Annotated in this window: 19 protein-coding genes; 4 read left to right on the top strand and 15 right to left on the bottom strand. The window is 63.3% G+C overall.

Annotation, left to right across the window (positions count from 1 at the left end; all coding sequences use genetic code 11):
* Window positions 1-283: 283 nt before the first annotated feature.
* The 4 genes from KUV81_RS03265 to KUV81_RS03250 all read right to left on the bottom strand — a co-directional run bounded on the left by KUV81_RS03265 (window position 284) and on the right by KUV81_RS03250 (window position 6,553).
* On the bottom strand, window positions 284-1,426 hold the full coding sequence (locus KUV81_RS03265; protein WP_222542412.1) for an Ig-like domain-containing protein: 1,143 nt from the start codon (window positions 1,424-1,426) through the stop codon (window positions 284-286).
* Between the two features lie 373 nt (window positions 1,427-1,799).
* Window positions 1,800-3,428 carry a PX domain-containing protein gene (locus KUV81_RS03260; protein WP_222542411.1) on the bottom strand — a complete coding sequence of 543 codons (1,629 nt, stop codon included), beginning with the start codon at window positions 3,426-3,428 and terminating at the stop codon, window positions 1,800-1,802.
* Window positions 3,429-3,603: 175 nt separating this feature from the next.
* Complete coding sequence (locus KUV81_RS03255) at window positions 3,604-4,776, bottom strand: BamA/TamA family outer membrane protein (protein ID WP_222542410.1); 1,173 nt, start codon at window positions 4,774-4,776, stop codon at window positions 3,604-3,606.
* A 106-nt stretch (window positions 4,777-4,882) separates the two neighbouring features.
* Complete coding sequence (locus KUV81_RS03250) at window positions 4,883-6,553, bottom strand: hypothetical protein (protein WP_222542409.1); 1,671 nt, start codon at window positions 6,551-6,553, stop codon at window positions 4,883-4,885.
* Window positions 6,554-6,945: 392 nt separating this feature from the next.
* Here KUV81_RS03250 and KUV81_RS03245 point away from each other — a divergent pair, with 392 nt between their 5' ends.
* Entirely contained in the window at window positions 6,946-7,848 is a 903-nt protein-coding gene (locus KUV81_RS03245; RefSeq protein ID WP_222542408.1) for a LysR family transcriptional regulator, read from the top strand.
* On the opposite strand, the gene KUV81_RS03240 is transcribed toward KUV81_RS03245, so the two are convergent.
* Entirely contained in the window at window positions 7,845-8,333 is a 489-nt protein-coding gene (locus KUV81_RS03240; RefSeq protein ID WP_222542407.1) for a hotdog fold domain-containing protein, read from the bottom strand. The two genes, KUV81_RS03245 and KUV81_RS03240, sit on opposite strands and share 4 nt — an antisense overlap.
* A 92-nt stretch (window positions 8,334-8,425) precedes the next feature.
* Entirely contained in the window at window positions 8,426-8,887 is a 462-nt protein-coding gene (locus KUV81_RS03235; RefSeq protein ID WP_222542406.1) for a hypothetical protein, read from the bottom strand.
* Window positions 8,888-9,214: 327 nt separating this feature from the next.
* Between KUV81_RS03235 and KUV81_RS03230 the strand changes: the two genes are divergently transcribed.
* Window positions 9,215-10,336 (top strand): succinylglutamate desuccinylase/aspartoacylase family protein, encoded by a 1,122-nt coding sequence (locus KUV81_RS03230; protein WP_409995557.1) that lies wholly within the window; start codon window positions 9,215-9,217, stop codon window positions 10,334-10,336.
* A 60-nt stretch (window positions 10,337-10,396) separates the two neighbouring features.
* Here KUV81_RS03230 and KUV81_RS03225 read toward each other — a convergent pair whose 3' ends face one another.
* The 9 genes from KUV81_RS03225 to KUV81_RS03185 form a co-directional block, all read right to left on the bottom strand.
* A complete protein-coding gene (locus tag KUV81_RS03225) occupies window positions 10,397-11,248 on the bottom strand; it encodes a virulence protein (RefSeq protein WP_222542404.1) in 852 nt (283 codons plus the stop codon).
* Between the two features lie 80 nt (window positions 11,249-11,328).
* The gene (locus KUV81_RS03220; RefSeq protein WP_222542403.1) at window positions 11,329-12,339 is read right to left on the bottom strand and encodes a succinylglutamate desuccinylase/aspartoacylase family protein; all 1,011 of its coding nucleotides are present in this window, start codon (window positions 12,337-12,339) and stop codon (window positions 11,329-11,331) included.
* Complete coding sequence (locus tag KUV81_RS03215; RefSeq protein ID WP_222542402.1) at window positions 12,336-13,814, bottom strand: glutamate--cysteine ligase; 1,479 nt, start codon at window positions 13,812-13,814, stop codon at window positions 12,336-12,338. Before KUV81_RS03215 ends, KUV81_RS03220 begins: the two co-directional genes overlap by 4 nt.
* Window positions 13,815-13,960: 146 nt before the next feature.
* On the bottom strand, window positions 13,961-14,746 hold the full coding sequence (gene cysE, locus KUV81_RS03210) for a serine O-acetyltransferase (protein ID WP_222542401.1): 786 nt from the start codon (window positions 14,744-14,746) through the stop codon (window positions 13,961-13,963).
* Between the two features lie 190 nt (window positions 14,747-14,936).
* Window positions 14,937-15,353, bottom strand: a complete 417-nt coding sequence (locus tag KUV81_RS03205; protein ID WP_222542400.1) for a CBS domain-containing protein — start codon at window positions 15,351-15,353, stop codon at window positions 14,937-14,939.
* 177 nt (window positions 15,354-15,530) lie between these two features.
* Window positions 15,531-17,297 (bottom strand): choice-of-anchor I family protein, encoded by a 1,767-nt coding sequence (locus KUV81_RS03200; RefSeq protein ID WP_222542399.1) that lies wholly within the window; start codon window positions 17,295-17,297, stop codon window positions 15,531-15,533.
* 122 nt (window positions 17,298-17,419) lie between these two features.
* Entirely contained in the window at window positions 17,420-17,815 is a 396-nt protein-coding gene (locus KUV81_RS03195; RefSeq protein ID WP_222542398.1) for a hypothetical protein, read from the bottom strand.
* 86 nt (window positions 17,816-17,901) lie between these two features.
* Window positions 17,902-18,435, bottom strand: coding sequence for a TerB family tellurite resistance protein (locus KUV81_RS03190; RefSeq protein WP_222542397.1), 534 nt, complete (start codon window positions 18,433-18,435; stop codon window positions 17,902-17,904).
* Window positions 18,436-18,897: 462 nt separating this feature from the next.
* Window positions 18,898-19,920 carry an isoaspartyl peptidase/L-asparaginase family protein gene (locus KUV81_RS03185; RefSeq protein ID WP_222542396.1) on the bottom strand — a complete coding sequence of 341 codons (1,023 nt, stop codon included), beginning with the start codon at window positions 19,918-19,920 and terminating at the stop codon, window positions 18,898-18,900.
* Between the two features lie 175 nt (window positions 19,921-20,095).
* On the opposite strand from KUV81_RS03185, the gene KUV81_RS03180 reads away from it, so the two are divergent.
* Entirely contained in the window at window positions 20,096-22,192 is a 2,097-nt protein-coding gene (locus KUV81_RS03180; RefSeq protein WP_222542395.1) for an outer membrane protein assembly factor, read from the top strand.
* Entirely contained in the window at window positions 22,189-26,013 is a 3,825-nt protein-coding gene (locus KUV81_RS19830; protein ID WP_222542394.1) for a translocation/assembly module TamB domain-containing protein, read from the top strand. The genes KUV81_RS03180 and KUV81_RS19830 overlap by 4 nt, the downstream gene beginning before the upstream one ends.
* Window positions 26,014-26,017: the final 4 nt, after the last annotated feature.

Here is a 26,017-nt window from a genome sequence, read left to right as displayed (position 1 = left end):
CAATCAAGAATAACTCACCAGGGTGGTGCCGCGATGACCATGGGCAACATATGAGGTGACACAATGAATTGAAACAAGGAGATTCAATTTTCGCAGAATGACGACAAAGCTTGGGGGTAACGACGTGGTGTGCTACCCAATGCTGGGCCGATACCCCTCTGCATCAACTCGGGCACCATGCCCTATTCAGGCCATTTGCGTTCATCCCCCCTAACTTAGGGTAGATGGTTGGATTGCTCCATCATTATGGGGAGGCGGATTGCGTATGCGTTGCCTCAGCCACTCACCGTGCAGTAGTAAAGTCCCACTGGTATTCCAACTCCAGGGGATTGCCGTAAATGTCGGTGATGTCTGTGGTGATCACCACAAAGTACAGGGTGCCAGGCTGCAGGGCGTCGGCTGGCTCGAAGTGGGCCCAGTTGCCTTCGCTTGAGAGCAGACTGCCGGGAACCGGCGTATAGGACTCGTCCCAGACCAGGAACGAGGTCTCGGTAACCGTGGCCAGATCCAAGGTTTCACTGAACTCAACGGAAATGGCCGGCAGCGGCAAGGGCACTTCGATGGTATTGGCCTGGGGTACGGTGCTGATGATCGCCAAGGGCTGGAGTCCCGCTGCATGGGTGGAAAAGGACCAGCGGTACTCTTCACTCAGCGGCTTGCCTGAATAGTCCTGGATCTCGGTGGTCAAGCGCGCCCTATAGCCTGTTCCCGGGGCCAACGCCTCGTTGGGGATAAAGGTGGCGTGTACACTCGGCCATGAAACTTCGATGAAACCCTCAAGCACAACGCCGTCTTCACGGCTGACGCTAAAGCTTTGGGCATGCACCGTTTCGGGATTGACCGACTCACTGAACTGCACCGAGATGAGATAGTGGTTGCTGTCCACCGTCTCCCCATCCGCTGGATGGGTCTCGATAACCGTGGGGGGCAACAGATCAACGGCAGGCTCGACGGTCAGGGTTTCGCTGGCCGAGTTGCCCGCCGGATCAGAGGCAACGATCTCGATTTGATTGAGACCGGCGGTCACAGGAATGGCCGCAGACCAGAGGTGGGCAAACTCCGTCAAGGTGCCGTAGCGGCTGGTGGCCAGATCATTGTGCCCTGTGGTCAGGTTCTCCCAGCGCACATCAACCCCGGGGTAGGAGTTGTCGTACCAACAGGTAAGGCAGCACATCCCGCCGCAAAGGTGCTTTTCATAGTCCGGAGAGTTAAAGGCCTCTCCTTTGATTATCACCTGGCGTGTATTGCCCTCGTCACCGGTAATGACCACCGAATCGACCCTGAGCCAGGCTATTCCCTGGATGGTGCCACCGCCCTGGTTGGAATTGTTGTCGTCACCGCCGCCACACCCGGCCAGGAGCAGACACAGCACCAGCAGCAGTGTTAACCCGAATGGAGCCCTATCGAAGAGTGATCCTTTTGTCATAATGAATGCCCTCGACAACGGTAACAACGGCAATCAAGGAGTAACGCTCGGGGGATCTTTGGCGGGAGGATGCATTGCGTCGACATCGCGCCGAACGCAATCCATACCACCCCTAATTATAGTTGGACACGGGCGCTAACAGGGGTCGACATTTAAACTTTACACGTCGGTTAACCAAGCAAAGAAAATAGAATTGAACACCGTAATAAAACGGATTTTTGTTCCTGAATTCTCTTCTTGGCTTAATGCGAAGTCCATTTTAACCATGTTGACTCAGTGCGAATAACAGCGGCTAAAAATCAGTCGCTGTGAATACGACCCCCAGACAAAAAAAGCCCCGCCATGCAAGGCGGGGCTTTTTCTTTTGAGATGATCAGTTCACTTTGCCAACGGCCTGGTAGTGACTTTGGTAGCGACCATCAAACTGCGACGCGTCCAGCGGCAAGGCCACTTGGCTTATCCGCTTCAGGCGAGGCTTGCGGATGGGGGTCTCATTGTCGGTGGTGTTGTCGATAAGCTGGCCCGCTTCCCCGTCCGCCAGGGCGTGGAGGAACTGCGGATCTTGCTGATCGCTGACCACGAAGGCCTGGCGGGCGATCATGCCGCCAATGGTCTGGAAGGTCAGCTCCACCGGCAGGTCCGGCACAAAGAAGTTGCCACGGCTGTAGCCGATCACCGGCGGCAGCAACTGGCTGTCTTTCTGCTCATGGTCCGCCATGGCAAAGACGTTGCGATTCACCAGGCGACAGTCACTCTCGGTGGTGCTGCACAGGCCGTCGTCGCCGCCGGCACCGGTAAAGTAGGTGGCGCTGTAACGCGCGGCGAAGCGGCCGGTCTCCAGGTCTTTCTCCGAACCCAGGCGGTAGGCCAGCTGGTTCAGGTCGCACTCGGGCACAAACTCCGGATCGATGGGCAGGCTCGGCAGCTGGGGGATCCCAAGACCCGGGAACTTTTCCCGCAGATCATCAAAGAAGGCCACCAGATCGCTGTAACTCAAGCCCCCCAGGGACTGGCACAGGGTGTCGCTGAGCATAAAGGGAAAGTCGATGCTGCTGGAGACAAAGGGCACATCGGTGGCCAGGGAGAACGCCAGGGCTTCGGCGGCCAGGCGGTTGTCTTCGGCGCCCACCCGCTGCAGGGAGAGTACGTCGGACTGCTGGTACTCGAAACTGGCGCTGTGGCTGAGGTCAGAACCGTTGGCGCCCAGCAACGCGGCGCTGCCCTTGTCCAGATCCGCCAGGAAGGCGAGGGTGAACGGCGCCTCGGCACTGCGCAGGGCCAGGCGGCCATCGCTCCACTCCTGGTCGCTCAGCCCTTCGATCACCACAGACTCACTTTGGTCCGCCAGGGCGATGCCCAGCTCCTCGCCATCGTCGTAATCGGCGCTTCGGATCACCTCGCTGCCCACCAGCTCGCCATCGATAAAGCCCATCAGGCGCACCTCGGTATCGCCGGCGAGCACCAGGGTGCCACCGTTGTACTCCAGCACCCCTTCACCGGCGGCCTGGATCTCAACGCCGGCCAAATCGCTCTCGTCGCTCAGGTAGAGCACCTTGGTCTTGCCCTGAATGGCACTGCAGGGAGTGACGTGCTTGGGCTCCACATTGGCAAGCTCCACCCGGTAGGACTGCCCATCCCCTTCGAACATCACCAGCTCATAGGTGGTGGCGTCCCAGCGAATGAACTGCGGCTCTGGGGTGTAGACGTAGGTGACGTACTTGCTGCCCTCGGGGGCGGCAGACAGGTCGATAAACCCCTGGGAGTCGGAGGTCATCACCTCACCGAGGGTTGCCCCCTCGCCGTCCTGGAAGGCGTAGCGAACGCCCTCGATGCCGCAGTTGCTGAAACCCTGGGCGGTCATGTAGAGACCGGCACGCAGCGGTGCCACATCGGCGGCATCCGGGATCTGGGTGTCCGGGTAGCGCACCGGGTCGGTGGCATCGTCGCTGCTGCAGGCGGTCAGGGCCAGGGCCAGCGCGGGCAGAAGATAACGTCGTGTCATAGCAAGTACCGTTGTTAGGGGAAGGGGAATCAACAAAGAGGCGCAGTCTAAAAAGTGAGCAGCGCTTTAACCAATCGTGTTTGACGGATCCCGCCCATCAAGGCGGGACCCGCTTACGCGTCGGTTGATTGGGAATCACAGCCCGACTCAGCTCGGGCCTTGGGGAGAGCCGGGGTTAGAAACCGGAGCCCAGGGTGATGTAGAAGGCCTCTTCCTCATCACTGAAGGCCAGATCCACCCCCATGTGGATGCCGTAGCGGCGGGCGATCTTGTAGCGGAAACCGGCGCCGTAGGCGTCGGCGGTTTCGGTGATCCGTTCGCCATCGAGGCCATCCTGGGCGGTCCGCCCGACCCCGTAGAAGCCCAGCAGCGTCCAGCGATTGTCCAGCTTGTACATCAGCTGGCCCTGAACCGTGCCCACGTCATCGCCCTGGTAGCGGTAGGCGGAGATCCCCCGCAGCTGGATGTATGGGTTGGTGGTGGGCATCAGCAGATCGTCGCTGTCCAGCGACTCGTACCGCCCCGCCACCGCCACCGTCCACTTGGGGGCGATGGGGAAATAGGCCTCACCGGTCACCGTCAGCATCCGGTAATCGTAATCGGAGCCGATGGCGTCGTCGTACACCATGTAATCGGCCTTCACCTCGTAGCCTTTGGTGGGGAAAAAGATGTTGTCCCGGGTGTCGTAATCCGCCACCACCCCCAAACCGGAGATGGTGCTCTCATCCAGGCCCGAGAGGCGGAAAAAGCCGTCCACCAGGGTGTTGGAGGAGCTCAGGTTGGTCTGGGCGTAGAGCTGTTTCACCCCCAGCAGCAGTGGCGTGTCGCTGACGCGCACCAGCAGCTCCTGCATCAGCACCGCCGCCTCGGTCTCGGTGTCAAAGCGCACCGTCTGATCGCCGGGCAGCAGGCCCCCCAGATCCGAGTAGATGTCCAGTTTGACCTGGCCATAGCCGCCCCCCACCAGGTAGCGCACCTTGTCCTCGCCCCAGGTGCGCCGGTGACCGCCCAGCACAAACCAGGTGCCGTTCTCGGTGCCCAGCGCGCCGACCACGGTGGCCGCCGGCGGCAGCAGTTGGGCGCCGCCATCGAAGGAGCTCAGGGCCTGGGCCTTGCGCGCCTCCTTGTCCGCCTCGGACTCGTGGAGGAACAGCCCCGCCACGCCAAAGCCGTACCCCACCGCCGGTTCGGTGATCAGAATGGGCACCGGCAAAAAGCCGTAGGCGTTCTCCGCCAGGTAGTTGCCCATGTCGAAGCGCCCGTCCACCGGGTCGGAAAAGTCGATGCCCTTGCCCTGGGCCAGGGCGGGCAGCAGGCACAGGGCGCCGGCCAGAATGCGTTTGGTCATGGTGTCCACGTCGTTGGGGTTAAGGCCCGCCCTGAGTCAGGGCGAGCCGTTTTAAGTCAATCAGATAGGGGGCCGTGTTGTCCACGACCCGAGGGGAAATACGGCCTTAGAAGCGGTAGCCGAAGTTCAGGGTAAAGGACTCACGGGTCTCACCCAGGATGTACATGGCGGTCAGGTTGTAGTTCTTGCCAAACTGCTTGTTCAAGCCAATCAGGCCGGCCCACTTCTCCACATCCACGCCCACGTCGTAGGTGAAGGTCTCCCCGAGGATCTGAATGTTCTCAATCTGACCGGTCATGCGCGGATCCAGGTCCTGGTACTCGGCCCCCACGAATACCTGGGCCCGGGCGTCGGCGAACTGGTAACCCAGCATCGGCTGTACGGTCACGATCCCGTCACTCCAATTGTCGGAGCCGTCCATCTTGGTGCTGCTGTAGGTACCGGTGACAGAGGCGAAGAACTGCTTGTAGCCTACGGACAGCGTGGTCCCGATCCCCGCCAGGGTGTAGTTCAGGTTCACCGGAACGTTGAATCGGGCCGGGGAACACACGTCCACCCCCAGGGCACCGTGGACCGCATTACAGGCCATGCCACCGCCAATGGTGCCGAACTGGTCTTTGAACACGTCCTCCAGCACGCCGGTGTACTGGGCGTCGACATCCGCCGTCACCTTCAGCTTACCCACGTAACCGAACACGTTCCAGAACGGCAGGATGTTCACGTCGCCGCGGATGGTCAGGGTCTCGGCGGTCACGTCACCATAGGTTGTTTCCGGATCGATGATGCGGTCCAGGTTCACGCCCATGATGTCGAAGTCGGTAAAGCCCACGTCCATCGACTGGTTGCGGTAGGCCAGGGAGACACCAAAGGGCAGCGGCAAGTCGATGCCCTGGCGGCGCACCAGATCGCCCATCAGGGGGAACACCCGGTGCAGCTGCACGTGCTCTTCGCGGATGCGCGGATCGGACACCTGCTCCAGCAGGTGCTCATCCATCACCACGGTGCCCAGCTCATCGTCGTACACGGCCACCGGGGTGACTTCCATGTGGAGGGTGACAGGCTTGCCCTTACGGGTAGCCTCGGCGTCGATCACCTTCTTTTTAAACAGCACCCGGCCGTTGTCCAGGGTCTTGAAGGTCAGGGTCTGTCGGTAGCTGCTCACCTGATAGCCGTCCAGCTCGAACGGCTCGCTGTTGCTGATGGTCATCGACTCCACCGCCCCGTCCCGGGCGATCACTTTGACCCGCATGTGACGGAAGTAGGCGATGTCCTGGGGCAGACCGAACTTGGAGTATTTGAAACCGATCTCCAGGCTGCCGTCCGCCCGCTCGATGGCGTGGGCGGAGGACTTGTCGTAGTTCTCGGCGAACTGCTTGAGGCGGTACTGGGCCAGGGTCATCGCCTCGATGCGATCCACCAGGTCCTCGTGCTCATCCAGCAGCGCCGGATCGTATTTGATGCGCAGGTCGATGTTGCCCTTGGTGTCAGTGGTCTGAACCAGGAACACCTGGGACTCCTCGGTGCCCTTTTCCGTCACCACACGGCGGGTGACCTGCTCCACCAGGTGCTCACTCTGGCTCAGGGAGTTGAGGCCCAGCTTGGGGATGTCCTCGGACAGGCCGTGCTGTTCGAAGATGTTGGTGGCCGCGGGCTTGGCCTCTTTGGCCTCTTCGGCCTCTTCGGCCTGCACCGTCAGAGGGGCGGACAGCAAAGAGAGGGCCATAACAATCGGGGCCAGCTTACGGGATGCAGTGAACAGTGCGTTTGCGTGATGCATGGTTTTATCGTCCAGCACCGACCCACCAAAACTATGCGCGGGATCGGGAATTTCGGTGTTTCTGAACGACCCTGTCCAGATGACGTCTGGCCCCCTGGGGCCACCAAAAAAGCCGATTCCGTTACGCAACGAGGTAGAGGGAAACCCGTCCCAATACGACACCCAAGATGTAACATCTCCGACTCAGGGGGCGCATTCTAGCGAGGGGTTTTGCATCCAAGTAATCGCAATTGACGGATCCCGTCCTACAATTGAAGAACGGGTTCCAGAGGGTGATCGAAGTCCGATTACCTTCGAAAAGGCGTTTAATTTTCAATCGCTTCCGATAAACTTGCACTGATAAGCCTACCGCAACAGCGGTTTTGTCCATCGTTTCAGGGGGTCCTGTCGCCATGATTTTCAGCCTCGAACAGCTGCTCGCTTTCGTCACCGTTTACGAGTACGGCTCCTTCAGCAAGGCCGCGGCCAAGCTGGATAAACACCGCACGACGGTGGCCCAGGTGATCGGCAACCTGGAAGATCTGGTGGGAGTTGAACTGTTCGAACGGGTGGGCCGTTCGGTGGAAGCCACCGAGGAGGGGCATCTGCTCTACCGCTACGGCAAGCAGGTGATTGAGCAGGCCAGGGCCTTCGACAAGTTTGCCTTAAGCCTCTCCATGGGCCAGTTGGAGACGCTCAATATCGGCTACTGCAGCTTCCTGCCCCACTCCATGCTCACCGATGTCCGCCAACATCTGGCGGAGCGCTACCCCTCCATGACGGTGAACTTCTCCGCCCTTAGCAAGAATGAGATCAAACAGGGGATCACCGACGGCAGCCTCCAAGTTGGCATCGTCAACATCGAGGAGCGCAGCGTCATTCACAGCATGAACTCGGCGTTCCTGGGGGAGCTGCACCTGGCCGGTTACGCCGCTAAAGGCAGCAAGATGTTAACCATCCCCAAAGACCGGCTCTATTCGGCCATGAAAAGTGAGCGGCAGTTGGTGCTTAAGGCCATGATTGACGACGAGGTGGAGAACAAGGTGATCCTCTCCGCCAACTACGAGGTGATCGACCAGCTGTCGCTGGTGATTAAGATGGTGCAGATGGACATGGGCTGGGCCATTCTGCCCCGGGGCTTGGCGCTCTCCGACTACATTAAAGAGCATCTGGTGGAGCTCAAGCCGCCCGAAGTGCCCGGCGACCTCGGCTTTCCTCTGGCGGTGTGGAGCCCCTACACCAAGCAGCTGGCCACCATCCAACAGGAGATCACCGACGTGGCAATGGCCTACCTCAAGGCAGAGCGGGCCAGCTAACTGGCGGGTTTAGCCGGTTTTTCGCTGATCCAGAGGCGAATGCGGCCGCGCACCACTTCCACATCCTCGCTGTCGTAGGCCACCACCTCGACGTCCAGATCCCCCGGTTGCCAGTCCTCCGGCTTGACCTTAGCCACGCAGCGGATGTCGCTGCCGGCTTTGGCGGTGTAATCCAGGGTCATCCCCTTGGGGATCCAGCGCAGATGCTTGGGGATCGAGGCCTCGGCCATCACCCCCATGGACAGCTCCAGGCCGTTGCAGATGGCGATAACGTGGACGGTGCCGATGTGGTTCTCCACCGCCCGGCGCTTGGGGATGACGCATTCGCAGCGGTGGGGCTCAAGGTGGGTGATCGTGGCCCCCACGGTTTTGAAATAGGGGGCCTTGGCGGCCAGGGCCCGGCTGAACAGCCAGCTTCCAAAGGGCTTGCTGGCGAGCTTGTCGTAGAGGCGAAGAACGTAGTTTTCGGAACGGCGGTCGGTCATGGGCTTCCCTGTCAGCACTCACTGGTCATACCTGTTTGGAGCTTACCCAAAACCGTGATCAATGTCACTGCGCGATTCCGGTGAGGCCCCGTTTAACCGGCCACCTTTTGGTAATGCGCGGCAAAGTCATTCAACTTAAAGACTCGAGTCCGTTGCACGCCATGCCGATCCTCGACCCGCACATAGAATCGCTGACCAGAGCGCATTTGCGCCAGAAGTGGTTCAGCGTCGCCGCGCTTAAGATCCACACGAACCGCCTTTTCACTGAATGCCAATGTCTTTGGCACCTCCGTCGGCCTATTGTCATCCACTCGGACCAACAAGGGCCCTTGGCTGGGCTCCAGAAAAAACTCAAAGGAGACCGTCAAGACAAGGCTTCGACCATCGCTCGCCAGTGACAGTCGCGCCCCTTCCCCATGGCGGCCGTAATCCACCTGCTCTTTGGTACTGTGGCGATAGGACTCTCCCGTAAAAGGATCCGTTGACTCTTCAAAGTGCCAACCATGGATGGGCCCGCTTATTGCGGCCACGAATATCAAAATGATCAGTTTCATATTGGGTTTAATGCGGTGTGTTTTTTAAACGCGGGGATCGGATCCGGAGCTTCAGGTCAAAAACGACTTTGAGTAAAAGTGCTCAGGGTATCTGACACTGGAGCAACTCAAATGGGTCTTAGTGTCGACCCAGAAAGCCCCTTTAAGGCCCCCAATGGATCCGCTGCCGATTTCAAGCGTGCAGATACTAGCCCTCTGGCCAGCACTGTCACCTTAATCGACACTTAACCTTTCCAATCCCGGTAAGAATGCGCCTGAAGCTCTGACCTTGAGTCCCCCAAGACGACGATGCGACGGGCTGATATTATTCGCTTTTCGCTAAGAACTATTTTGAGGACGGTCGTGATTAGCCAAACGCTGTTGGAGGTGGGCCAGCAACCCAATGGAGAGCCGGCGCAGGTGCCGGTGATCACCGTCGAAGGGGCCCCCGGCGGGCCAAACGTCTACCTGCAAGCCAACCTGCACGGCGCCGAGATCCAGGGCAATGCCGTCCTGGCGGCTTTTTTGGAACTGTGCCGGGCCCAGCGCCCCAAGGGCACCTTCACCCTGGTGCCCATGGCCAACCCCATCGGCATCAACCAGAAAAGCGGCGAATTCACCCTGGGCCGCTTCGACCCCATCAGCGGGGAGAACTGGAACCGCCAGTACCATTTCAGCAATGCCGATCTCGACGCCTTCTGTCAGGCACATCTGAACTCGGACGAAACCACCATCGCCGCCGCCTTCCGTGAGCGGCTGCGCGCGCAGATCGCCCAACGTCAGGCCTCGCCCTGGGGACTGAAAACCGGCCAGACCATGGCCCTGCGCCTGCAGCAGCTGGCGCTGGAAGCGGACATCGTGCTGGACCTGCACACCGGCCCCATCAGCGACCGCCACCTCTACGTCCCCGAGTACGCCCGCGCCCGGGCCCACCACTTCAATATCCCCCTCAATATCCTGATGCCCAGCGATTTCGGCGGCGCCCTGGATGAGGCCCATTTCAGCCCCTGGTGGCAGCTGAGTCAGCGCTTCGCCGAGCTCGGCCGCACCCTGGAGGTGCTGGTGGACGCCTTTACCCTGGAGCTGGGCCCCCAGGAGCACCTGGACCCGGCCCAGGCCGGGCGCGACGCCCTGGGCATCGGCCGCTACCTGGAGGTGATGGGTTGCTGGCCCGAGGGCACTCACCAGGTGGAAGAGGAGATCCAGCACGCCTGCCAGCTTGCTGATTACAAGGCGCTCTACAGCCCCTGCGGTGGCCAGATTGAGTACCTGGCCCCCCTGGGCCAGCCGGTGAAGGCCGGGGTGCCGGTAGCAAGGATCTGGCACTACGAGCGCCTGGGCCAGGACAAGCCGATGTTCACCGAGGTCAGCCTGCCCTGTGACGCCATCCCGGTACTGCACTTCGCCTCCGCCAACGTCCAGGAGGGCACCGAGCTCTACAAGTTCCTGACCCACACCTTCGCGCTGTAAGCGGCCCCCAATGAAAACGCCCGGTACTGTGCCGGGCGTTGTCGGTTCTGGGCTCTGGTGCTAGAAACGATAGCCGGTGGAGAGGAACACCGACTCCCGATCCCCCAGGCCCCCCTCCAGGATGAACTCCCAGCGCCGGTCGTAGACGTACATGGCGCCAATCAGCCCGTTCCAGGGTTCCACCAGATGCTGGCGCACCTCGAAACGGCCGTTGGGGGCCACGGTTTCCAGCAGCTCACCCAGTTGGCCGCCCAGGCCCAGGTTGGACAGACTGCCCTGGAACAGCTGGTCGACATCCTGGTACATGGCGCCCACCCAAAGGCGGTACTCGTGCACACCGTCGGGCCAGCGATAGCCCACCCGGGGCGCCGCCACAAAGGCCTCGATCTCCCCATCGATGATGTTGAGATCGGTGAAGGTGTAGTTGGTGTCGATGGCGGCAAACCAGTTGCCGATCCCGTAGGCCAGGGTGGCCCCGCCGCCGAAGGTGGTGCCGTTAAAATCCAGCGGGAAGTCGATGGGGTTCACCGGCAGTGGTGCGCCGGCGACAAAGGCGTCCACCTGGGCTTCACTGGTCCCCTCGGTGTAGCCCACCAGAGCGTAGAGGTTTAAAAAGGGGAACAGCCACATGTCCGCCCTTAGGGTGTAGGTCTGGGAGTCCTGCTCGGCCATGTCCCCCTGCACCGCCACCAGTTGTTGCAGCACTCCGGTGGGGTCGGTCAGCTTGATGTCGTCGATGATGAGCGGCTGGTCGATGTGCATGGCGCTCAAGGTCACCCCGAAAGGACGGGGCAGCTCGTATCCCCGCGCTTCCGCCTCGGCGCCCCAGATGGGAAAGGTGCTTTGACCTAACGCCGCCCACGGCAGCACCGCCAACATCGCCGCCAAACCCTGTCGATGCATAGGTTTCATCGCCCACTCCCGCAATTATGCTCTTAGGTCATAATCTTAGACGCAGATTTCGGCCCCTGCGTAGTCGGCGTGAGGCGGATTCAGGCCACCACCATGTAGAAGAGGCAGTCGGACAGGGCGATGGTGGGGTTGGTGGTGATCATAAACAGCTTACTGTCCTTGGCCAGGCGCAGTTCGTTGCCGGCCTGGTAGAACAGGCTCTCCACCGGCGGTCGGCCCAGGCCGTCGGACAGCGCCAGGGCCGCCAGCCCCCGCTCCCCCAGCCAACCCAGCGGACTGTGGGCCGGTAGCCAGCCGAAGTTCAGCCGCTCGATGTCCGGTGGCAGGGTGAGATCCGCGCCAAACACCGGCTCGGCCCGGTAACGGATCTTGCCCGCCGGCATCAGCTGCACCCGGATGGGATCGTACAAACAGTCCAGCTGCCAGGTGGCCGGCTGCTCGGTGAGCACCGAGTCCAGGGCCATAAAGCGGGTGAGCCCCGCGCGGGCCACCTCGTCGGAGGCGGGATCCAGGGCCCCGCCGCACTCAATGGTGACGATGGGGGTGGTGGGGGTGGTCAGCTCCATCAGGGCCCCCAGGCGCACCCGGGTGCGCAGCATCCGCTCGGTAAAGAGCCCGGAGAGGGCGCGGTGGGCCTCGGTGTCGGCGATGGTAACGGCGAAGCTGGGGCCACTGCCGGAGGTGTTGTGCAGATCCACCACCGCCTCGGGGGCCAGCTCGGCGATGCGCTCGGCGATGGCGGCGGTCAGCTGGTAGGCCTCCCCGGCACCGGCACGACCAAAACAGCGGTTCATGTCCGGTTGGCCCGGTCGGTGGCGGTGAACAAAGCCCCCTTCGAACAGTGCCGCGTCCAGGTTGGCCAGGCAGAAGTGGGTGGTGACGGCGCATTGGGGTGGCTCCGCCCACAACTGCCACAGCGCCCGCACGCCGGAGGGTTCATTGCCGTGCAGCAGGGTGACCACCACCCGGTGACGGTCCGGCTCTCGGCCCGGGAGGGTCAACCAGGCGGGCCCGGGCAGCTGGCCCAGCCAGTCCATCAGGCCGCGCTGGCGCTGCTCGACGCTGGGCAGGGGCACCGAGTGCAGCCTCATGCGGGCACCGCCCATTGGGCCACCGGCACCCCGCTGTCACTGTGCTCCCGGTAAAGGCCAAACAGGGTAGCCAGGGCTTGGGGACGGGCGTGGCGTCGCTCCAACGCCCGCAGGGTGGCCAGCTGCCACAGGGCGCCATTTTGATTCCGGGCCACCCGCTCGCGGATCACCCCCATCAGGTGCGCCGCCTCGGTCGTGTCGATCCCCAGGCCCACCAGCGCCGTCTCCGCCCGGTCCACCAGCTCCGGCAGCAGCGTCCGTACCGGCGCTTCCACCAGGTGACCCTGGGCATCGGGCCAGAGCAGCTCGGCATGGAGGCCGTGCTGGGCCGCCCGGTAAAAGTTGTACTCGGCAAACTCAAACGGCAGGGTGTCCATCAGCTGTTCCAGCTGGGGCATCAGCGCCTGGGCCAGCCCCAGGGCCAGGGCGGCGTTGGCCAGCATGTCCACCGTGGTGGGGCCCGCCGGCAGGCTGCGCAGCTCGATGCGCAGATGACCGCCAGCCGCATCGTCGTAAATAGCCCGATTCCAGCTCCAGATGGTGCCCTGGTGCAGACGCAGCGCCGACAGCGCCGGCCCACGACCGACCCCATCGTCTTCTCCCTCCGACTGACACTCCGGCAGCAGCACCGGTTGCAGGCTCACCCCCTGGCGAAACAGCTCCAGGGCGCTGTGGCGCACGTACCCCTTGCCGAAGGAGACCCGGGCCGGAGGCTGCCAGTTCATCTGGCACAGGTTGCGGCAGTCGATGGACTGCTTGAACAGGGGAATGCGGGTCTCGTGCCAGAGTCGGCGCCCCAGAAACAGCGGCGAGTTGGCCCCCAGGGCCAGGACAAAGGCGGCGCCTATTTGGATGGCGTTGTACCAGGGGGCAAACTCCTCGGGGTTGACCCGGATGTGGAGCTGAAAGGAGGTGTTGGCCCCCTCCAGAGTCATGTCATCGGCGCTCATCACCAGTCGGTCCGGCCCGGCGATGCAGATCTGGAAGGGCCCGCTGCGGGCCTCGGAGAGGATGCGGGTCAGGGCGTGGTAGCGGGGCAGATCCGTCATCGAGGCCAGGCCGAAGTCGTCTTCGGTGAGGGTGGGCAGGATCCCGATGGGGGTGATCGCCACCCCCATGGGCTGTGCCAGACGCCGCAGGCTGGCCAGGCGCGCGTCGATGGTGCGGGCCAGCCAGGAGAAGGGTTGGCCGGCAAACTGGGTGTAGGGGCAGTTGTATTCCAGGTTGAAGCGGTTGAGTTCCGGGGTGAGGTGGGGGTCATCGGCGGCGGCCAGCACATCGAGATTGCGCCGGGCGGGGCGGTGCTGGGGATCGGTGAGGTACAGCTCCAGCTCCGCCCCCAGGGTTCGGGGGCCCTGGCCCCATCCCGGGGTGGCCAGCAGCCCCTCCAAGGTGGTGAGATCCTGCTGCAAACGCTCGGCAAAACGACGATGATCCCGGGCGTTGAAGGAGGTCTGGTTGATGGACTGTCCCATGGCCTCTCCTGTTCGACGGTGAGCTCAGTGCTGCGCCTGCCACTCCTTGGCGTGATGATTTCAGTCTAGGAGGTGGGCCGGGTATCGCCTTGTTCGAGGTCAAAAAAACGGCGACCCTTGGGTCGCCGTCTTAGTGATAACTTGGCTCAGATCCCCTCGCGGAGGAAGTTCTGGTCCATGGTGTCGCAGGGATGGTCGCACTCCGGCCGGCCGACGATCTTGGCGGGCACCCCGACTACGGTCACGTGGGGAGGCACCGGGTTGACCACCACGGAGCCGGCGCCAATCTTGGCGCCCTCCCCCACCTCGATGTTGCCCAGCACCTTGGCCCCGGCACCGATCATCACGCCGCTGCGCACCTTGGGGTGACGGTCGCCGGACTCGTTACCGGTGCCCCCCAGGGTCACGGACTGGAGGATGGAGACGTTGTCCTCAATGACCGCCGTCTCCCCCACCACGATGCCGGTGGCGTGGTCGAACATCACCCCTTTGCCGATCTGGGCTGCCGGGTGAATGTCCACGCCGTAGACCTGGGAGTTGCGGCTTTGCAGGAACAGCGCCAGCTCTTCGCGGCTGCTGTGCCAGAGGTGATGGGCCAGGCGATGGGTCTGGATGGACTGGAACCCTTTAAGGTTCAGCAGCACCGTCAGGAAGGTTTTCACCGCCGGGTCACGCTGGAACACCGCTTCGATGTCGTGAGAGGCAAAATCGATGATGCTGGGGTCCGTGGTGTACGCCTCTTCGAGCAACTCCCGCAGCACCATGGAGGGCATCACCTCGTCCGCCATGCGGTTGGAGAGTATGAAGCTCAAGGCCCCTCCCAGGCTGCGATGGCTGAGGATGCAGGTGTGGACGTAACTGGTCAGCAGGGGCTCTGTGCGGGTGATCACCTCCGCTTCACTGCGCAGTTGGTCCCAAACCCGATGTTTCATTTGCACTCTCCGTAATTCGCTTATCACTCCCTATAGTAAGGGAAACAAGCATTCCTATTGCAGTTTTTATTAACAAGAAATGGTTGGGGCTTATGCTTTTTTTGCAGAAACGTGACCCCGTCCATAACGCACGACGGAGCGCGAAAATCGCGCTCCGTCGGTCACTTGAGTGGGCCTGAGGGCCCGAAAATCACACCGCGTGGCGGAAGCACACCTTGAGGTGGGTGCCGATCGCCTTGAGCACTCGGCTGCGGTCGATGATGCCAATCACCCGCTCGGCTTCCACCACCGGGTAGACCTTGGGCTTTTGCCCCAGCATCAGCTCCGCCAGACTCAACACCGAATCCTCCGGGCCCACCGACAGCACGTCGGTGCGCATCACGTCGGACACCTTGGCGGTGAGATCGCAGTGATAGGAGTTTTCCAGCAGCTTGGCCAGGCACTCCTGCTCCGAGATGAACCCCAACAGGCGGTTCTCCTCATCCACCACCGGCGCCCCCAGCTGCCCTTTCTCCAGCAGCAGTTCCACCGCTGAAGACAGTGGCGTGGCAGGCGTCAGCTTGACCGGGTGTCGCTCCATGTAATCAATGACTTTGACCGATTCCATCCATAACCCCCTAAGTAACGTGGCAGTCCCCTTAAAGGTAGCCCCAGGCCCCATCGCTGTCCTCCCTTTAAAACCGATTGCGCTGACCGGTGCTGTACAGGGTAACCTCGCGATGAGCCCGAAACGGAAAAGGGCCGTCGATGACGGCCCTTGGTGGAAGGTGCGCAAGGTTAGCCCTTACTGCGCGCGGATCTCCCACACCGTCAGCGAGCCGCTCACCTCGTTGCCCACCAGCAGCAGCGGCTGACCGGTGGGGCTGTCGGCGTCGGCCACGAACACCAGGCTCTCCGGGGCCAGATCCCCGATGCCGTCCTCGGCGGTGAGGCCTTCGGTCAGGTCACGGTTGATGACGTAGGTTTCAAAGGCGCTGTTGTAGGGGTTGGTGACGTCGTACACCATGATGCCGCCCATCCGCTCCAGGCCGACAAAGGCGTAGGTCTTCTCCCCCACCTGACCCACAGTCAGCGCCTCGGGCTCGGCGCCCTTGTTCTCGGAGCGGGAGTCGCCCTCGTTCTCGTCGTCACCGTTATTGAACGCGTCGCCGTGGAGGGCGGCGGTGATGCGCTCAATCTCGTCACCGGAGTCGAACACCACCAGGCCGTTCTGATCCCAAATGGTGAAGGAGCGGGCACCGTAGGCGTAGGCCTGCGCGTATTCGCCATCGACGTTGGCCCCCAGGGCGGCGGTCACACGCAGGCCGTCGATCTCCCCGCCCAGCTGCAACGCCTCCAGGGGCGAGCCAGCCACGGCGGGCAGGTCCTTGAGTTTCACCTCGTCGGTGTAGGAGAGGCAGCCGTCGTCCTCGTCGTAGTCCTGGCCACCGGCAGCGACACAGGCCGCTTCGTCGGCCACATCGAAAAAGTACTCCCGGGCGTCCCCTTCGTTGGCAGTCACCAAAAAAGGCGCGCCGTTCCAGGTGAAGGAGGCGATGGTGTCCGGCATGTACACGCCGTAGAGACCCTCGTACTGGCCGAAGCTGACCTGGCCATCCTCGTTGCCATCGAAGTGCAGACCGGACCAGTCCTTAAAGCCCAGCCCCATCAGCTGAACGCTGTTGTCACTCAGGTCCACCACCGCCAGGCCGTTGTTCTCCTGCAACGTCACGTAGGCCATGGTGTTGGTGGCGGTGATGTACTCCGGCTCCAGATCCTGGGCCACCGTGGTGGTGATGAGCTTGCCGTTGAGGGTGCGACCGGCGGGGTTGGGGAAGTGCATCCCCTTGGCTTCCAGCTCGGCTTGCCTGCCATTGAAGGCGGCAAAGCCAATCAAGGTGGCGTTGTCAGCCGGTACGCCGTCGGTGACGGCGATCACCGCGATGGCCCCTTCCGGGTCGTTGCCGTAGTCGCCGCTGGGCTCGCCCTCATTGGCCACCAGCACCTTGCTGCCATCGGGGGTGAAGGTCACCATGTCCGGCAGGTTGCCCACTTCCACGGCGCTCAGGAAGGTCGGAGTGGCGGCGTCCAGGCCGGTGTAGAAAACGATGAACCCGTTGTCCGCCTGGCGGTCCGCCTCGATGGCCACGGCCATCAGATCGCCGTGGATGGCGATGCTGTTGGCGCCGCCCAGGGCCACGCCGTCCGCCTCGGTGGGCAGGGTCAGTGCGGTGGCGGTCAGGTTGGTGTCGCTGATGGGGGCCGAGAGCGCCTCGGAGCTGAGACCGGAGGCGTCGACCATCTCAACGGTGTCGTCGGAGCTGTTGATGGCGTAGATGGTCTGGGTGGCCGCGTGGTACTGGAGAATCTCCGCCGCGCCCTCGGCGTTCAGCACGATTCGACCAATGGGGCTCAGGGCGATGCCGGATACGGCGTCCTGACCGGGTGCGCCGTCGACGCCGTTCAGCCCGTCCTGGCCATCCACGCCGTCGCGCCCGTCATCCGCGTTACAACCCACCAGGGCCAGGCTCAGCAGCACCGCCGCTGAAGTACCACTTCTTTTAAAGATCATCTCACTTTCCTATGTGAACAGATTGTTATCGCCGACATTCTGTTCACTGGATGTGACTGATCAATGAAGGAAAGTTTTCACTTCTGATGCCAATAACCTGGGTAACCTCGGCGACGGGATCGCTAACCGTACAGCCGCTGCAGCGCGTCCTCGTCCCTATCCAAGAATCCCCTGAGGGCCTGGCGAGCCTGCTCAGGCGTCATGGTTTGGTGACCAAGATTGACGATCCCCGGTTTTTTCACCAGGCCAAACCAAGCGCTCACCTCGCCCGGGTAACGGCACTCTGAGACAAAACGGAGTGAACTATCAGTTTGGTACGCCGATACCCAGATAACCGCCTCGTCCGTTGACCGGATAACCGCCAGCGTCGGCGCGCACTTCTGAAGTTCATTGGCTTTCACCGCCTCCCCGTGCCAGTCAAACGCGTCGAATGCGGCCAAGGCATCTTCGGCGCCTTCGCATGGCCGCTCCTCGAACTCAGAGTGATCGTGATGGGCGTACTGAAAATTGAGCTTCATCGCTGTCTTCCTTGACCGTTGTCGGTACACCAGATTCCCCGGATGGATTGACTCAATGCCAACTGTGGACGCTTTCGGCGATGACCTCAGTGGTTCCACTTATTCCTATCGGGGTTGGGACACGCCTTTTTGATGCTGGCCACCAGTTGGGCTTGCGCTGACGATGGCTCGCCCTCGGCATGCGCCACTTCGTCTATCAGTTTGCCTATGGACTGAGATTGCGCCGGCGAGACTTTGTCATAACAGCGCTCAATCACTTTCTGAGGGCTGCGATAGACGTCGCGGGTCTGGTTCAGCAAATGAACGCTGGCGCTCAGCAGCTCCCGCGCCTGGGTAGCTGATAGATGAAACTCACTCTCAAACAAAGAGAGAATGGTCGACTTTTGCTCTTTGCTCATGTCGCCATCGACCTTCGCAACACACACCATGTAAAGCGCAGCGACATCCATGGGGGAGTCCAGCTTAAAGGCAGGACTTAAGTCATGGTGCACCCGGTATCGGCGTCGGCGATGCCAACTGAACGGATTAAGCCAACCGATGTCCACCCCGTTCTCTTGCAACCGATTCAACAGCACAAGAATGGTCACCACAGTGCCCAATATTCCCAAAATGATATGCATGAAGAGTCCTTTCCATTGTGTTTTATTACCGCCCCTCACGGGCGTTCAAATTAAGCCAGTACCCACAGGGAACCTCTCTCCTTGCCTCCCTGCATACCTCAAAGGTGGTCTGGCGACCGCATCCTAAGCGGTCTTGGCCTCAACCTAATGCAAAGCGAACAAATTTCAAACAGCTGGGATTGGTAGACAGGGATGTCGGGGCCACATTGAGGCAGGCGTTTCTGAAGCGGATTGCCCGCAGCGCCTTCACCGACGAACGCTAAAAAAGCGGGATGGGACTCGATGAGGGCGCTCTGCGTGGGATGGGATGAAAAGAAAGAGCACAATATTGTCAGAGTGATTCGATGCGCCCCGTTAACCAAGGGGTGACGTAGCCCAAAAGACTAATGGCGGCGTCGGAGGAAGCGGTCCCTTAACGGCCGCCGGGCAACCCCGGCAGCCAACAAGAAACGTCTAAACGCCTTACTCCAAGGCCTCCTGCCAGATGGCGATCACCTTGTTGCCTTGGCCATCGATGCTGGCCCGGTACATCCCCCCGGTGTTAAAGGGCATGGCCACCCGGCCCTGGGGGTCAACGGTGATCACCCCACCGGTGCCGCCGACCCCTTTGAGGCGCTCCATGATCACCGTATTGGACGCCGCCTCCAGGGTGACGCCCTGGTATTTCACCCGGGCGCAGATGTCCGCCGCCACGTTGTAGCGGATAAAGTACTCGCCGTGGCCGGTGGCAGAGACGGCGCAGGACTCGTTATCGGCGTAGGTGCCGGCGCCGATCACCGGACTGTCGCCGATGCGGCCCCAGCGTTTGGCCGTCATGCCACCGGTGCTGGTGGCCGCCGCCAGGTTGCCCCCCTGGTCCAGCGCCACGGCACCTACGGTACCCATCTTGAAGGGGGTATCCAGGCGCTCGACCGCCGCCTTGTGATTCACCGCCTCCTGGGCCTCAATCTTGGCTTTGGCGTCTTTGAGACTCCGCAGTCGGCTCTCGGTATCGAAATGGCTGTTGGCCACCTGGGGCAGCCCCTGCTCGGCGGCAAAGGCCTCGGCCCCCGCGCCGGCCAGCATCACATGGGGGGAGTCGGTCATCACGTGGCGGGCCAGGGTGATGGGGTTTTTCACCGTCCGCACCCCGGCCACGGCGCCGGCTTCCAGGGTGGCCCCATCCATGATGGAGGCGTCCAGCTCATGCCCCTCGTCCCAGGTGTACACCGCCCCCACACCGGCGTTGAACAGGGGGGAGTCCTCCAGCACCCGCACTGCCGCCTCCACCGCGTCCAGGGCGGAGTCCCCCCGCTTGAGCACCGCGTAGCCGCTGGTCAGGGCCTCATCCAGCTTGGCCTGCACCGCGGCCCGGGTGTCGGCGGACATCTTGGCCGGATCAATGGTGCCGGCCCCGCCGTGGATCGCCAGGGCAATGGGGGCCGGCTCGGCCAGAACAGAGGCGGAACACAGGGCCAGGGCGGCCAGTACAGGCTTGAGCGTCACGACAGACTCCTTGTGGTGATCGAGGGCAAAAACGACGCCCAGTGTGACACGGATATGACCACCAATTCAGCGGCGGAGAAAAAAAGAGGACAATTCCCTCTCCCCGCTGACTACCTTTCGAATTATCATTACCTTATCCAACCCACCCCCAGCCCAATTCACCGGAGAATTCCGCTTGTTTCGAGCCCTTCCCGTCCTCGTTGCCTTGCTGTGTCTGGCACTGTCCGCACCGGGGGTGTGGGCCCAGGACGCCGATGCGCCGGAGGACAGCGAGGAGCTGGAGTTGGCGCTGGAGGGGCTCAGTGACGGTCTGGCGGAGAAACTGCGTCAACGCCTGCCCCAGTGGCCCCGGGACGCCGAAGCGCGCGCCCACTACCTGGACAACATCGAAGACAAGGCCCGGGAGGCCCTCTGGGCCCTGGGAATGGGGCATGCCGAGGTGGAGTCCAGCCTGGAGCCTTTAGGGGAGCGCTGGGTGCTGACCCTCTCCGCAGCCGCCGCCGGGGCCGCCGAAGACCCGGCCAAGCCCACCCGCCAGCGCCCCCTGCGGGAGGGGCGTCAGCGCTACCGGGCCGATGGCGGCCTGGAGCTCAAAATTGAAGGGGTGCGCGGCCGTTTGGCGGACAACCTTCGGGGCCACCTCTCCCCCCTGCCCACCAACGCGGCGGAGCGGGCCAGTTTCCTGTTCACCGCCGAGGAGAAAGCCCAGGAGGCGATGCAGGCCCTGGGCTACTACCAGGCCAGTTTCGAGTCCAACATCACCCGCACCGAGAAGGACTGGACCCTCTCCCTGGTGGTCGACCGGGGGGAGCCGATGCGCTACCAGCACGTCATTGTGCTGCTGGAGGGGGAGGCGCTGGAGGATCCCGCCTTCGCCGAACGGCTGGATCGCATCGCCATCAAGCCCGGCGACGTGGTGGACCACGGCAAGTACGAGAAGCTGAAAACCGACCTGCTCACCCTGGGCCTGGTGCGGGGCTACTTCGACGGCACCATGAGCCAGAACCGGCTGGAGATCAACCGCGACACCAACGAGGCGGATCTGGTACTGGTGTACAGCAGCGGTCGGCGCTACCGCCTGGGGGAGGTGGATTTCTGGGCCTCGGAGCTGACCCCCGAGCTGCTGGACTCCATGGTGCCCTTCGAGCCGGGCACCCCCTACCACGCCGATCAGATCGGCCGGCTCACCAGCACTTTGCTCGGCTCCGGCTACTTCCGTGACGTGAAGGTGTTGCCCCACCCGGAGCAGGCCGAGGACGGCGTGGTACCCATCGAAGCGGGCCTGTCGCCGCCGCCACGCCACTCCATCGATTTGGGTGTGGGTTACGCCACCGACACCGAGGGCCGGGTCACCATGGCCTGGCGGACGCCGGTGGTGAACCGCTACGGCCACAGTCACGAGTCCAAGCTGGAGGTCTCCAAGGTCAACCCCAAGCTGACCTTCGACTACCGCATCCCCCTGAGCCACCCGATCAACGACAAGCTGGTGTTCAACGCCCTCATTGGGCGCGAGGAGTATGGCGACATCGACACCGACCAGTACCAGGCCAGCATCGGCCGGCGCACCGTGCTCAACAACCGCTGGACCCGCACCTACTCCGCCCGCTTCCTCTACGAGGACTGGACCCAGGGGCCGGAAGATCACAGCGCCAAATACCTGATGCCGGGGATCAGCTTCAGCCGAACCTACCGCCGGGGCCCCACCCTGGACCCCACCGAAGGCCTGCGCCAGTTCTACCTGCTGGAACACGCCGATCCCACCTGGGGCTCGGAGCAGCGGATCACCCGCTTCCGCAGTCAGCTTCGGGCGGTGTACACCCCGGTGGAGCGCCACCGACTGACCGCCCGGGCAGACATCGGCATCAACGTGGTGGACGACAGCGACCTGCTGGAGCTGGCCCCCTCCCTGCGCTTCTTCGCCGGTGGTGACCAGTCGATCCGGGGCTTCAGCTACCAGTCCCTGGGCCCCAAGATCACCGTGCCCGGCGAGGACGGCGAACCGGTGGAACTGCTGGTGGGGGGCCGCTACCTGCTGGTGGGCTCCATCGAGTACCAGTACTACCTCACCCCCACCTGGCGCCTGGCGTTCTTCTTCGACGGCGGTAACGCCTTTGACACCAACGACTCGGAGAACATCGACTTCGAAGCTTCCTTCGGCAGCGGCGTCCACTGGATCTCCCCGGTGGGGCCCATCAAAATTGAGTTGGGGTACGGCTTTACCGAGCCCGACCCCAGTCCCATGCTGCACATCAGTATCGGAGCCGAACTGTGATCCGTCGTCTGCTGCTCATTCTCGCCCTTAGCCCACTGGTGCTCTTGCTGGTGCTGGCGCTGCTGATGGGCACCCCGGTGGGCGCCCGCCTGGTGGCCTGGGTGGCGGACACCGCCGTGCCCGGCCTGGAGCTGACCTACGAGGGCGGCAAGGTCAACACCGGCCTCAGCCTCTCCCAGGTGCGCTTCGAGATGTCCGGCATCCTGGTGGAGGTGGATGAGATCCGCACCGCCTGGCGGCTGCGCTGCCTGCTCCAGCGCCAGGTGTGCGCCGACGAGCTGGACGCCCAGGGCGTGCGGGTGGCCATTGACACCGACCTTATCGGTGCCGACAGCGAACCGTCACCGGAGCCGGAAGAGCCAGCGCCACCGCCCCAGCCCGACGCCGACGGCTACACCGGCATGGGCCTGCCCCTGACCATCCTGGGCCGCCACCTGGACCTGCGGGACATCGACGTGCGGGTCAACGACATGACCTATAAGGCCGAGCGCCTGCTGGCCTCCGCCGAGGTGGGCAATACCCTGATCGCCGTCCAGCAACTGGCGCTGGATGGCGCCGACATCAACATTCCCCTGGGCGACGACGAAGCGGCCGACGAGCCCACCACCACGGACGCGCCCAGCGAGCCGGGCCCGGACCCGGACCCGGCCCCGCCGAGTGCGGACAGTGACGATCCCCTGGCGGACTGGGCCATGGCCAACCTGCCGGAGGTGGACCTGCCCTTCGCCATCGACGTCCGCCAGGCTCAGGCCACCGACGCCCGGGTGCAGGTGGGCTGGATGGATCACCGGGTGGAACACCTGAGTTTCCTCGGCAGCTGGCGCCACACCGAGCTGAGCCTGCCCCGCCTGACGGTACGTCACAACTGGGCCAACCTCGATGGCAGCGTCTGGATGGATTTTCGTGACGGCTACGGCCTGGAGACCGAGCTGGAGGGGGAGGTGCGAAAGCTCTACTGGCTGCCGGAGCTGGATGGCCACAGGGTGCGGGTGACGGCCCACAACCGGCTGACGGACCTGCGCTTCACCCTGCACAGCCAGGGGCTGCTCAGCGGCGAACTGGACGGCCGCATCCAGCTTGGGCTGCCCACCCTGCCCTTCGAGCTCAGCCTGGACGCCGACGCCCTGCAGTGGCCCTTGAATGACGCCCCCGAGTACCAGGCCCAGGACGTGGTGTTGCGCGCCCAGGGCGATCTGGACCACCAGGAGGCCACCCTCAGCGGTAAGGCCCGGGCACTGGATTACCCCAAGGGCGCGGTCAACCTGGCGTTGACCCACCTACCGGGCCACCTGAGCGTCACCCAGGCGGAGCTGGACGGCGAGATGGGCTGGGCCTCGGTGACCGGCGAGCTGGAGTACGGCGAGCGTCTGGCCTGGCAGGCCAAGGTGGAAGCCAAGGCACTGGATCTCTCCAGCCTGCACCCGGAGCTCAGCCTGCAGTTGGATGGCCAGGCGGTCAGTGGCGGCCACTACGATGCCGACAGCTGGGCCATCGACATCGACGATGCCGATCTTAATGGCGAGCTGTGGGGCTACCCCCTGAAGGTGCTGGGCAACCTGGATCTCAACAGCCAGTGGCGCGGCGCCGCGGACAACCTGCAGCTGGCCATCAACCAGACCGAACTGACCCTCGATGGCGGCATTCTCGACGAACAGTGGCAGGTGGACGGTCGATTGGAGGCCGCCGCGCTCAGCCGCTGGCTGCCGGAGCTGACCGGCCGGGCCAGCGCCGATCTGACGGTGCGCGGCACCCCGGGGGCGCCCAGGATCACCCTGGCCCTGGACGCCCGCCAGCCCGGCTACGGCGATTACCGCACCAGCACTTTGGATCTCGACCTGGACTACTACCCCCGGCAAAACCACCGCTTCGAGCTGGCGATGGAGAGCGGCAACCTGGACCTGGCCGGCACCGCCCTGGGCCCCATCCAGGCCCAGGGTCGGGGCGATCTGGGCCGCCAGGATCTGGACATCGAGCTGACCGGCGAATTGGGGGCCCGGCTGGCCCTGGGGGGCAACTACTACCAGGACAAGGGCCGCTGGCGCGGTGCCCTGCTCAGCGGCGCCATCACCACCCCCTATGGCCAGTGGGAAACCGATCTCCCCGCCCTACTGGAGTTCTCCCAGCCCGACAGTGCCCTGGTGCTGGGAGCCCACTGCTGGCAGGGGGCCGGGGTGGATCTCTGCCTGCAGGGCCCGGCGCTCATTGGCCCCAAGGGCGCCCTGGCCCTGACCCTGGACGCCAAGGTGCGCGAGGCGCTTCAGCCCATCCTGCCCCAGCGCCTGCGGCCGCGCAGCCGGATCACCGGCCAGGCCCACGTCAGCTGGATGCCCGGCCAACTGCCGCTGCTGCAGGCCCAGTTCCAGGACCGGGACGGCAGCCTGGTGCTGCGCCGGGGCGGCGGTTTGCCCAACAGCCGCATCGAGTGGCAAGCGATTGATCTCAACGTCAACCTGGGGCCCGAGGGGCTGTTGCTGGACCTCCAGACCCAGATTGATGACGCCCGCCAGATCGGCCTGGATCTCAAGCTGGGCCCCGAGGCGCCCTACGCCATGGAGGGGCGCCTGGTCAGCAGCGAGCTGGATCTCTCCCCCTACCTGGCCTGGATCCCCGCCCTGGCGGACGCCCAGGGCTTGCTCAGCGGCGACATCACCCTGGGCGGCACCCTGCAAGCCCCCCAGCTTAACGGCGAACTGGCCCTCAAAGAGGGGCAGATAAAAGCGGTGGCCAACCCCACGGAGCTGGAAAATCTTGAGCTGATCATGACCTTCGAGGGCGATCAGGTGGTGGTGGACGGCGAGGTGCTGATGGGCCAGGGGCGGGCGGATCTCAACGGCACCCTGGGCTGGATCGGCGGCCTCAACGGCACTTTGGATCTGGACGGCGAGCGCCTCTCCATCCTCTACCCGCCCATGGTGGTGCTGGAAGCCTCGCCGGATCTGCAGTTCGTGTTCAGCCCGGAGCTGCTCAAGATCCGCGGCGACATCAAGGTGCCCTCTGGCAGCTTTACCCTCACCAGCCTGCCCGAAGGGGCCGTGGCGGTCTCCGGCGACGTGGTGTACGTGGACAGCCAGACCGAAACCGAGTCCCCCCTGAGCACCCACCTGGATCTCAACGTGGAGCTGGCGGTGCTGGACAACTTCACCGTCCAGGCCCTGGGGCTGACCGGCAAGGTGGGGGGCAACCTGACCCTGCGCCAGCAGCCCGGCCAGCCGCTGCAGGCGTTCGGCGACATGGCGCTCAAGGACGGGGTGTTCCGCGCCTTCGGCCAGCGGCTGACCATCAGCCGGGGCCAGGCCAACTTCAACGGCCCGCCGGCGCTGCCCAACCTGGAGGTGGAGGCGGTGCGGATCATCGAGTCCGAGGACGTCACCGCCGGGGTGCGGGTGACCGGCACCCCTGCCTCACCCCAGATGACCCTGTTCTCCACCCCCGCCATGGAGCAGCAGGAGATCCTCTCCTACATCACCCGGGGCCAGGGGCTGAACAGCTCCGACGGCGGCAGCGCCCTCTTTGCCTCCGCGGCACTGGGCCTGGGGGTCAACACCACCCAGGGGGTGTTCACCACCATCGGTGAGGGGCTGGGCTTTAAGAACGTCACCCTGGACACCGAGAGCGACGGCGAGGACACCCAGGTGACCATCAGCGGCTACCTGGGGGAGCGGTTGTTCCTCAAATACGGGGTGGGGGTGTTCGGCGAGAGCATCAACGAACTGACGGTGCGCTACTACCTGCTGCAGGCCCTTTGGCTGGAGGCGGTGTCGGCCATGGCGGAAACCACCGAGCAGTCCCTGGACATCTACTACTCCTTCGACATCGACTGAGTCC

Origin of the sequence: Ferrimonas balearica, assembly GCF_019802085.1 — a bacterium.
In the GTDB taxonomy this organism is placed as follows: Bacteria; Pseudomonadota; Gammaproteobacteria; order Enterobacterales; family Shewanellaceae; genus Ferrimonas; species Ferrimonas balearica_B.
Note: the sequence above shows the minus strand (reverse complement) of the source record. Positions and strands in the feature narration are given on the sequence as shown.

Bases quoted from the DNA above. Each gene is read 5' to 3' on its own strand.
- KUV81_RS03265 (WP_222542412.1), bottom strand. From the start codon at position 1,426: ATGACAAAAGGATCACTCTTCGATAGGGCTCCATTCGGGTTAACACTG.
- KUV81_RS03260 (WP_222542411.1), bottom strand. From the start codon at position 3,428: ATGACACGACGTTATCTTCTGCCCGCGCTGGCCCTGGCCCTGACCGCC.
- KUV81_RS03255 (WP_222542410.1), bottom strand. From the start codon at position 4,776: ATGACCAAACGCATTCTGGCCGGCGCCCTGTGCCTGCTGCCCGCCCTG.
- KUV81_RS03250 (WP_222542409.1), bottom strand. From the start codon at position 6,553: ATGCATCACGCAAACGCACTGTTCACTGCATCCCGTAAGCTGGCCCCG.
- KUV81_RS03245 (WP_222542408.1), top strand. From the start codon at position 6,946: ATGATTTTCAGCCTCGAACAGCTGCTCGCTTTCGTCACCGTTTACGAG.
- KUV81_RS03240 (WP_222542407.1), bottom strand. From the start codon at position 8,333: ATGACCGACCGCCGTTCCGAAAACTACGTTCTTCGCCTCTACGACAAG.
- KUV81_RS03235 (WP_222542406.1), bottom strand. From the start codon at position 8,887: ATGAAACTGATCATTTTGATATTCGTGGCCGCAATAAGCGGGCCCATC.
- KUV81_RS03225 (WP_222542404.1), bottom strand. From the start codon at position 11,248: ATGAAACCTATGCATCGACAGGGTTTGGCGGCGATGTTGGCGGTGCTG.
- KUV81_RS03220 (WP_222542403.1), bottom strand. From the start codon at position 12,339: ATGAGGCTGCACTCGGTGCCCCTGCCCAGCGTCGAGCAGCGCCAGCGC.
- KUV81_RS03215 (WP_222542402.1), bottom strand. From the start codon at position 13,814: ATGGGACAGTCCATCAACCAGACCTCCTTCAACGCCCGGGATCATCGT.
- cysE (WP_222542401.1), bottom strand. From the start codon at position 14,746: ATGAAACATCGGGTTTGGGACCAACTGCGCAGTGAAGCGGAGGTGATC.
- KUV81_RS03205 (WP_222542400.1), bottom strand. From the start codon at position 15,353: ATGGAATCGGTCAAAGTCATTGATTACATGGAGCGACACCCGGTCAAG.
- KUV81_RS03200 (WP_222542399.1), bottom strand. From the start codon at position 17,297: ATGATCTTTAAAAGAAGTGGTACTTCAGCGGCGGTGCTGCTGAGCCTG.
- KUV81_RS03195 (WP_222542398.1), bottom strand. From the start codon at position 17,815: ATGAAGCTCAATTTTCAGTACGCCCATCACGATCACTCTGAGTTCGAG.
- KUV81_RS03190 (WP_222542397.1), bottom strand. From the start codon at position 18,435: ATGCATATCATTTTGGGAATATTGGGCACTGTGGTGACCATTCTTGTG.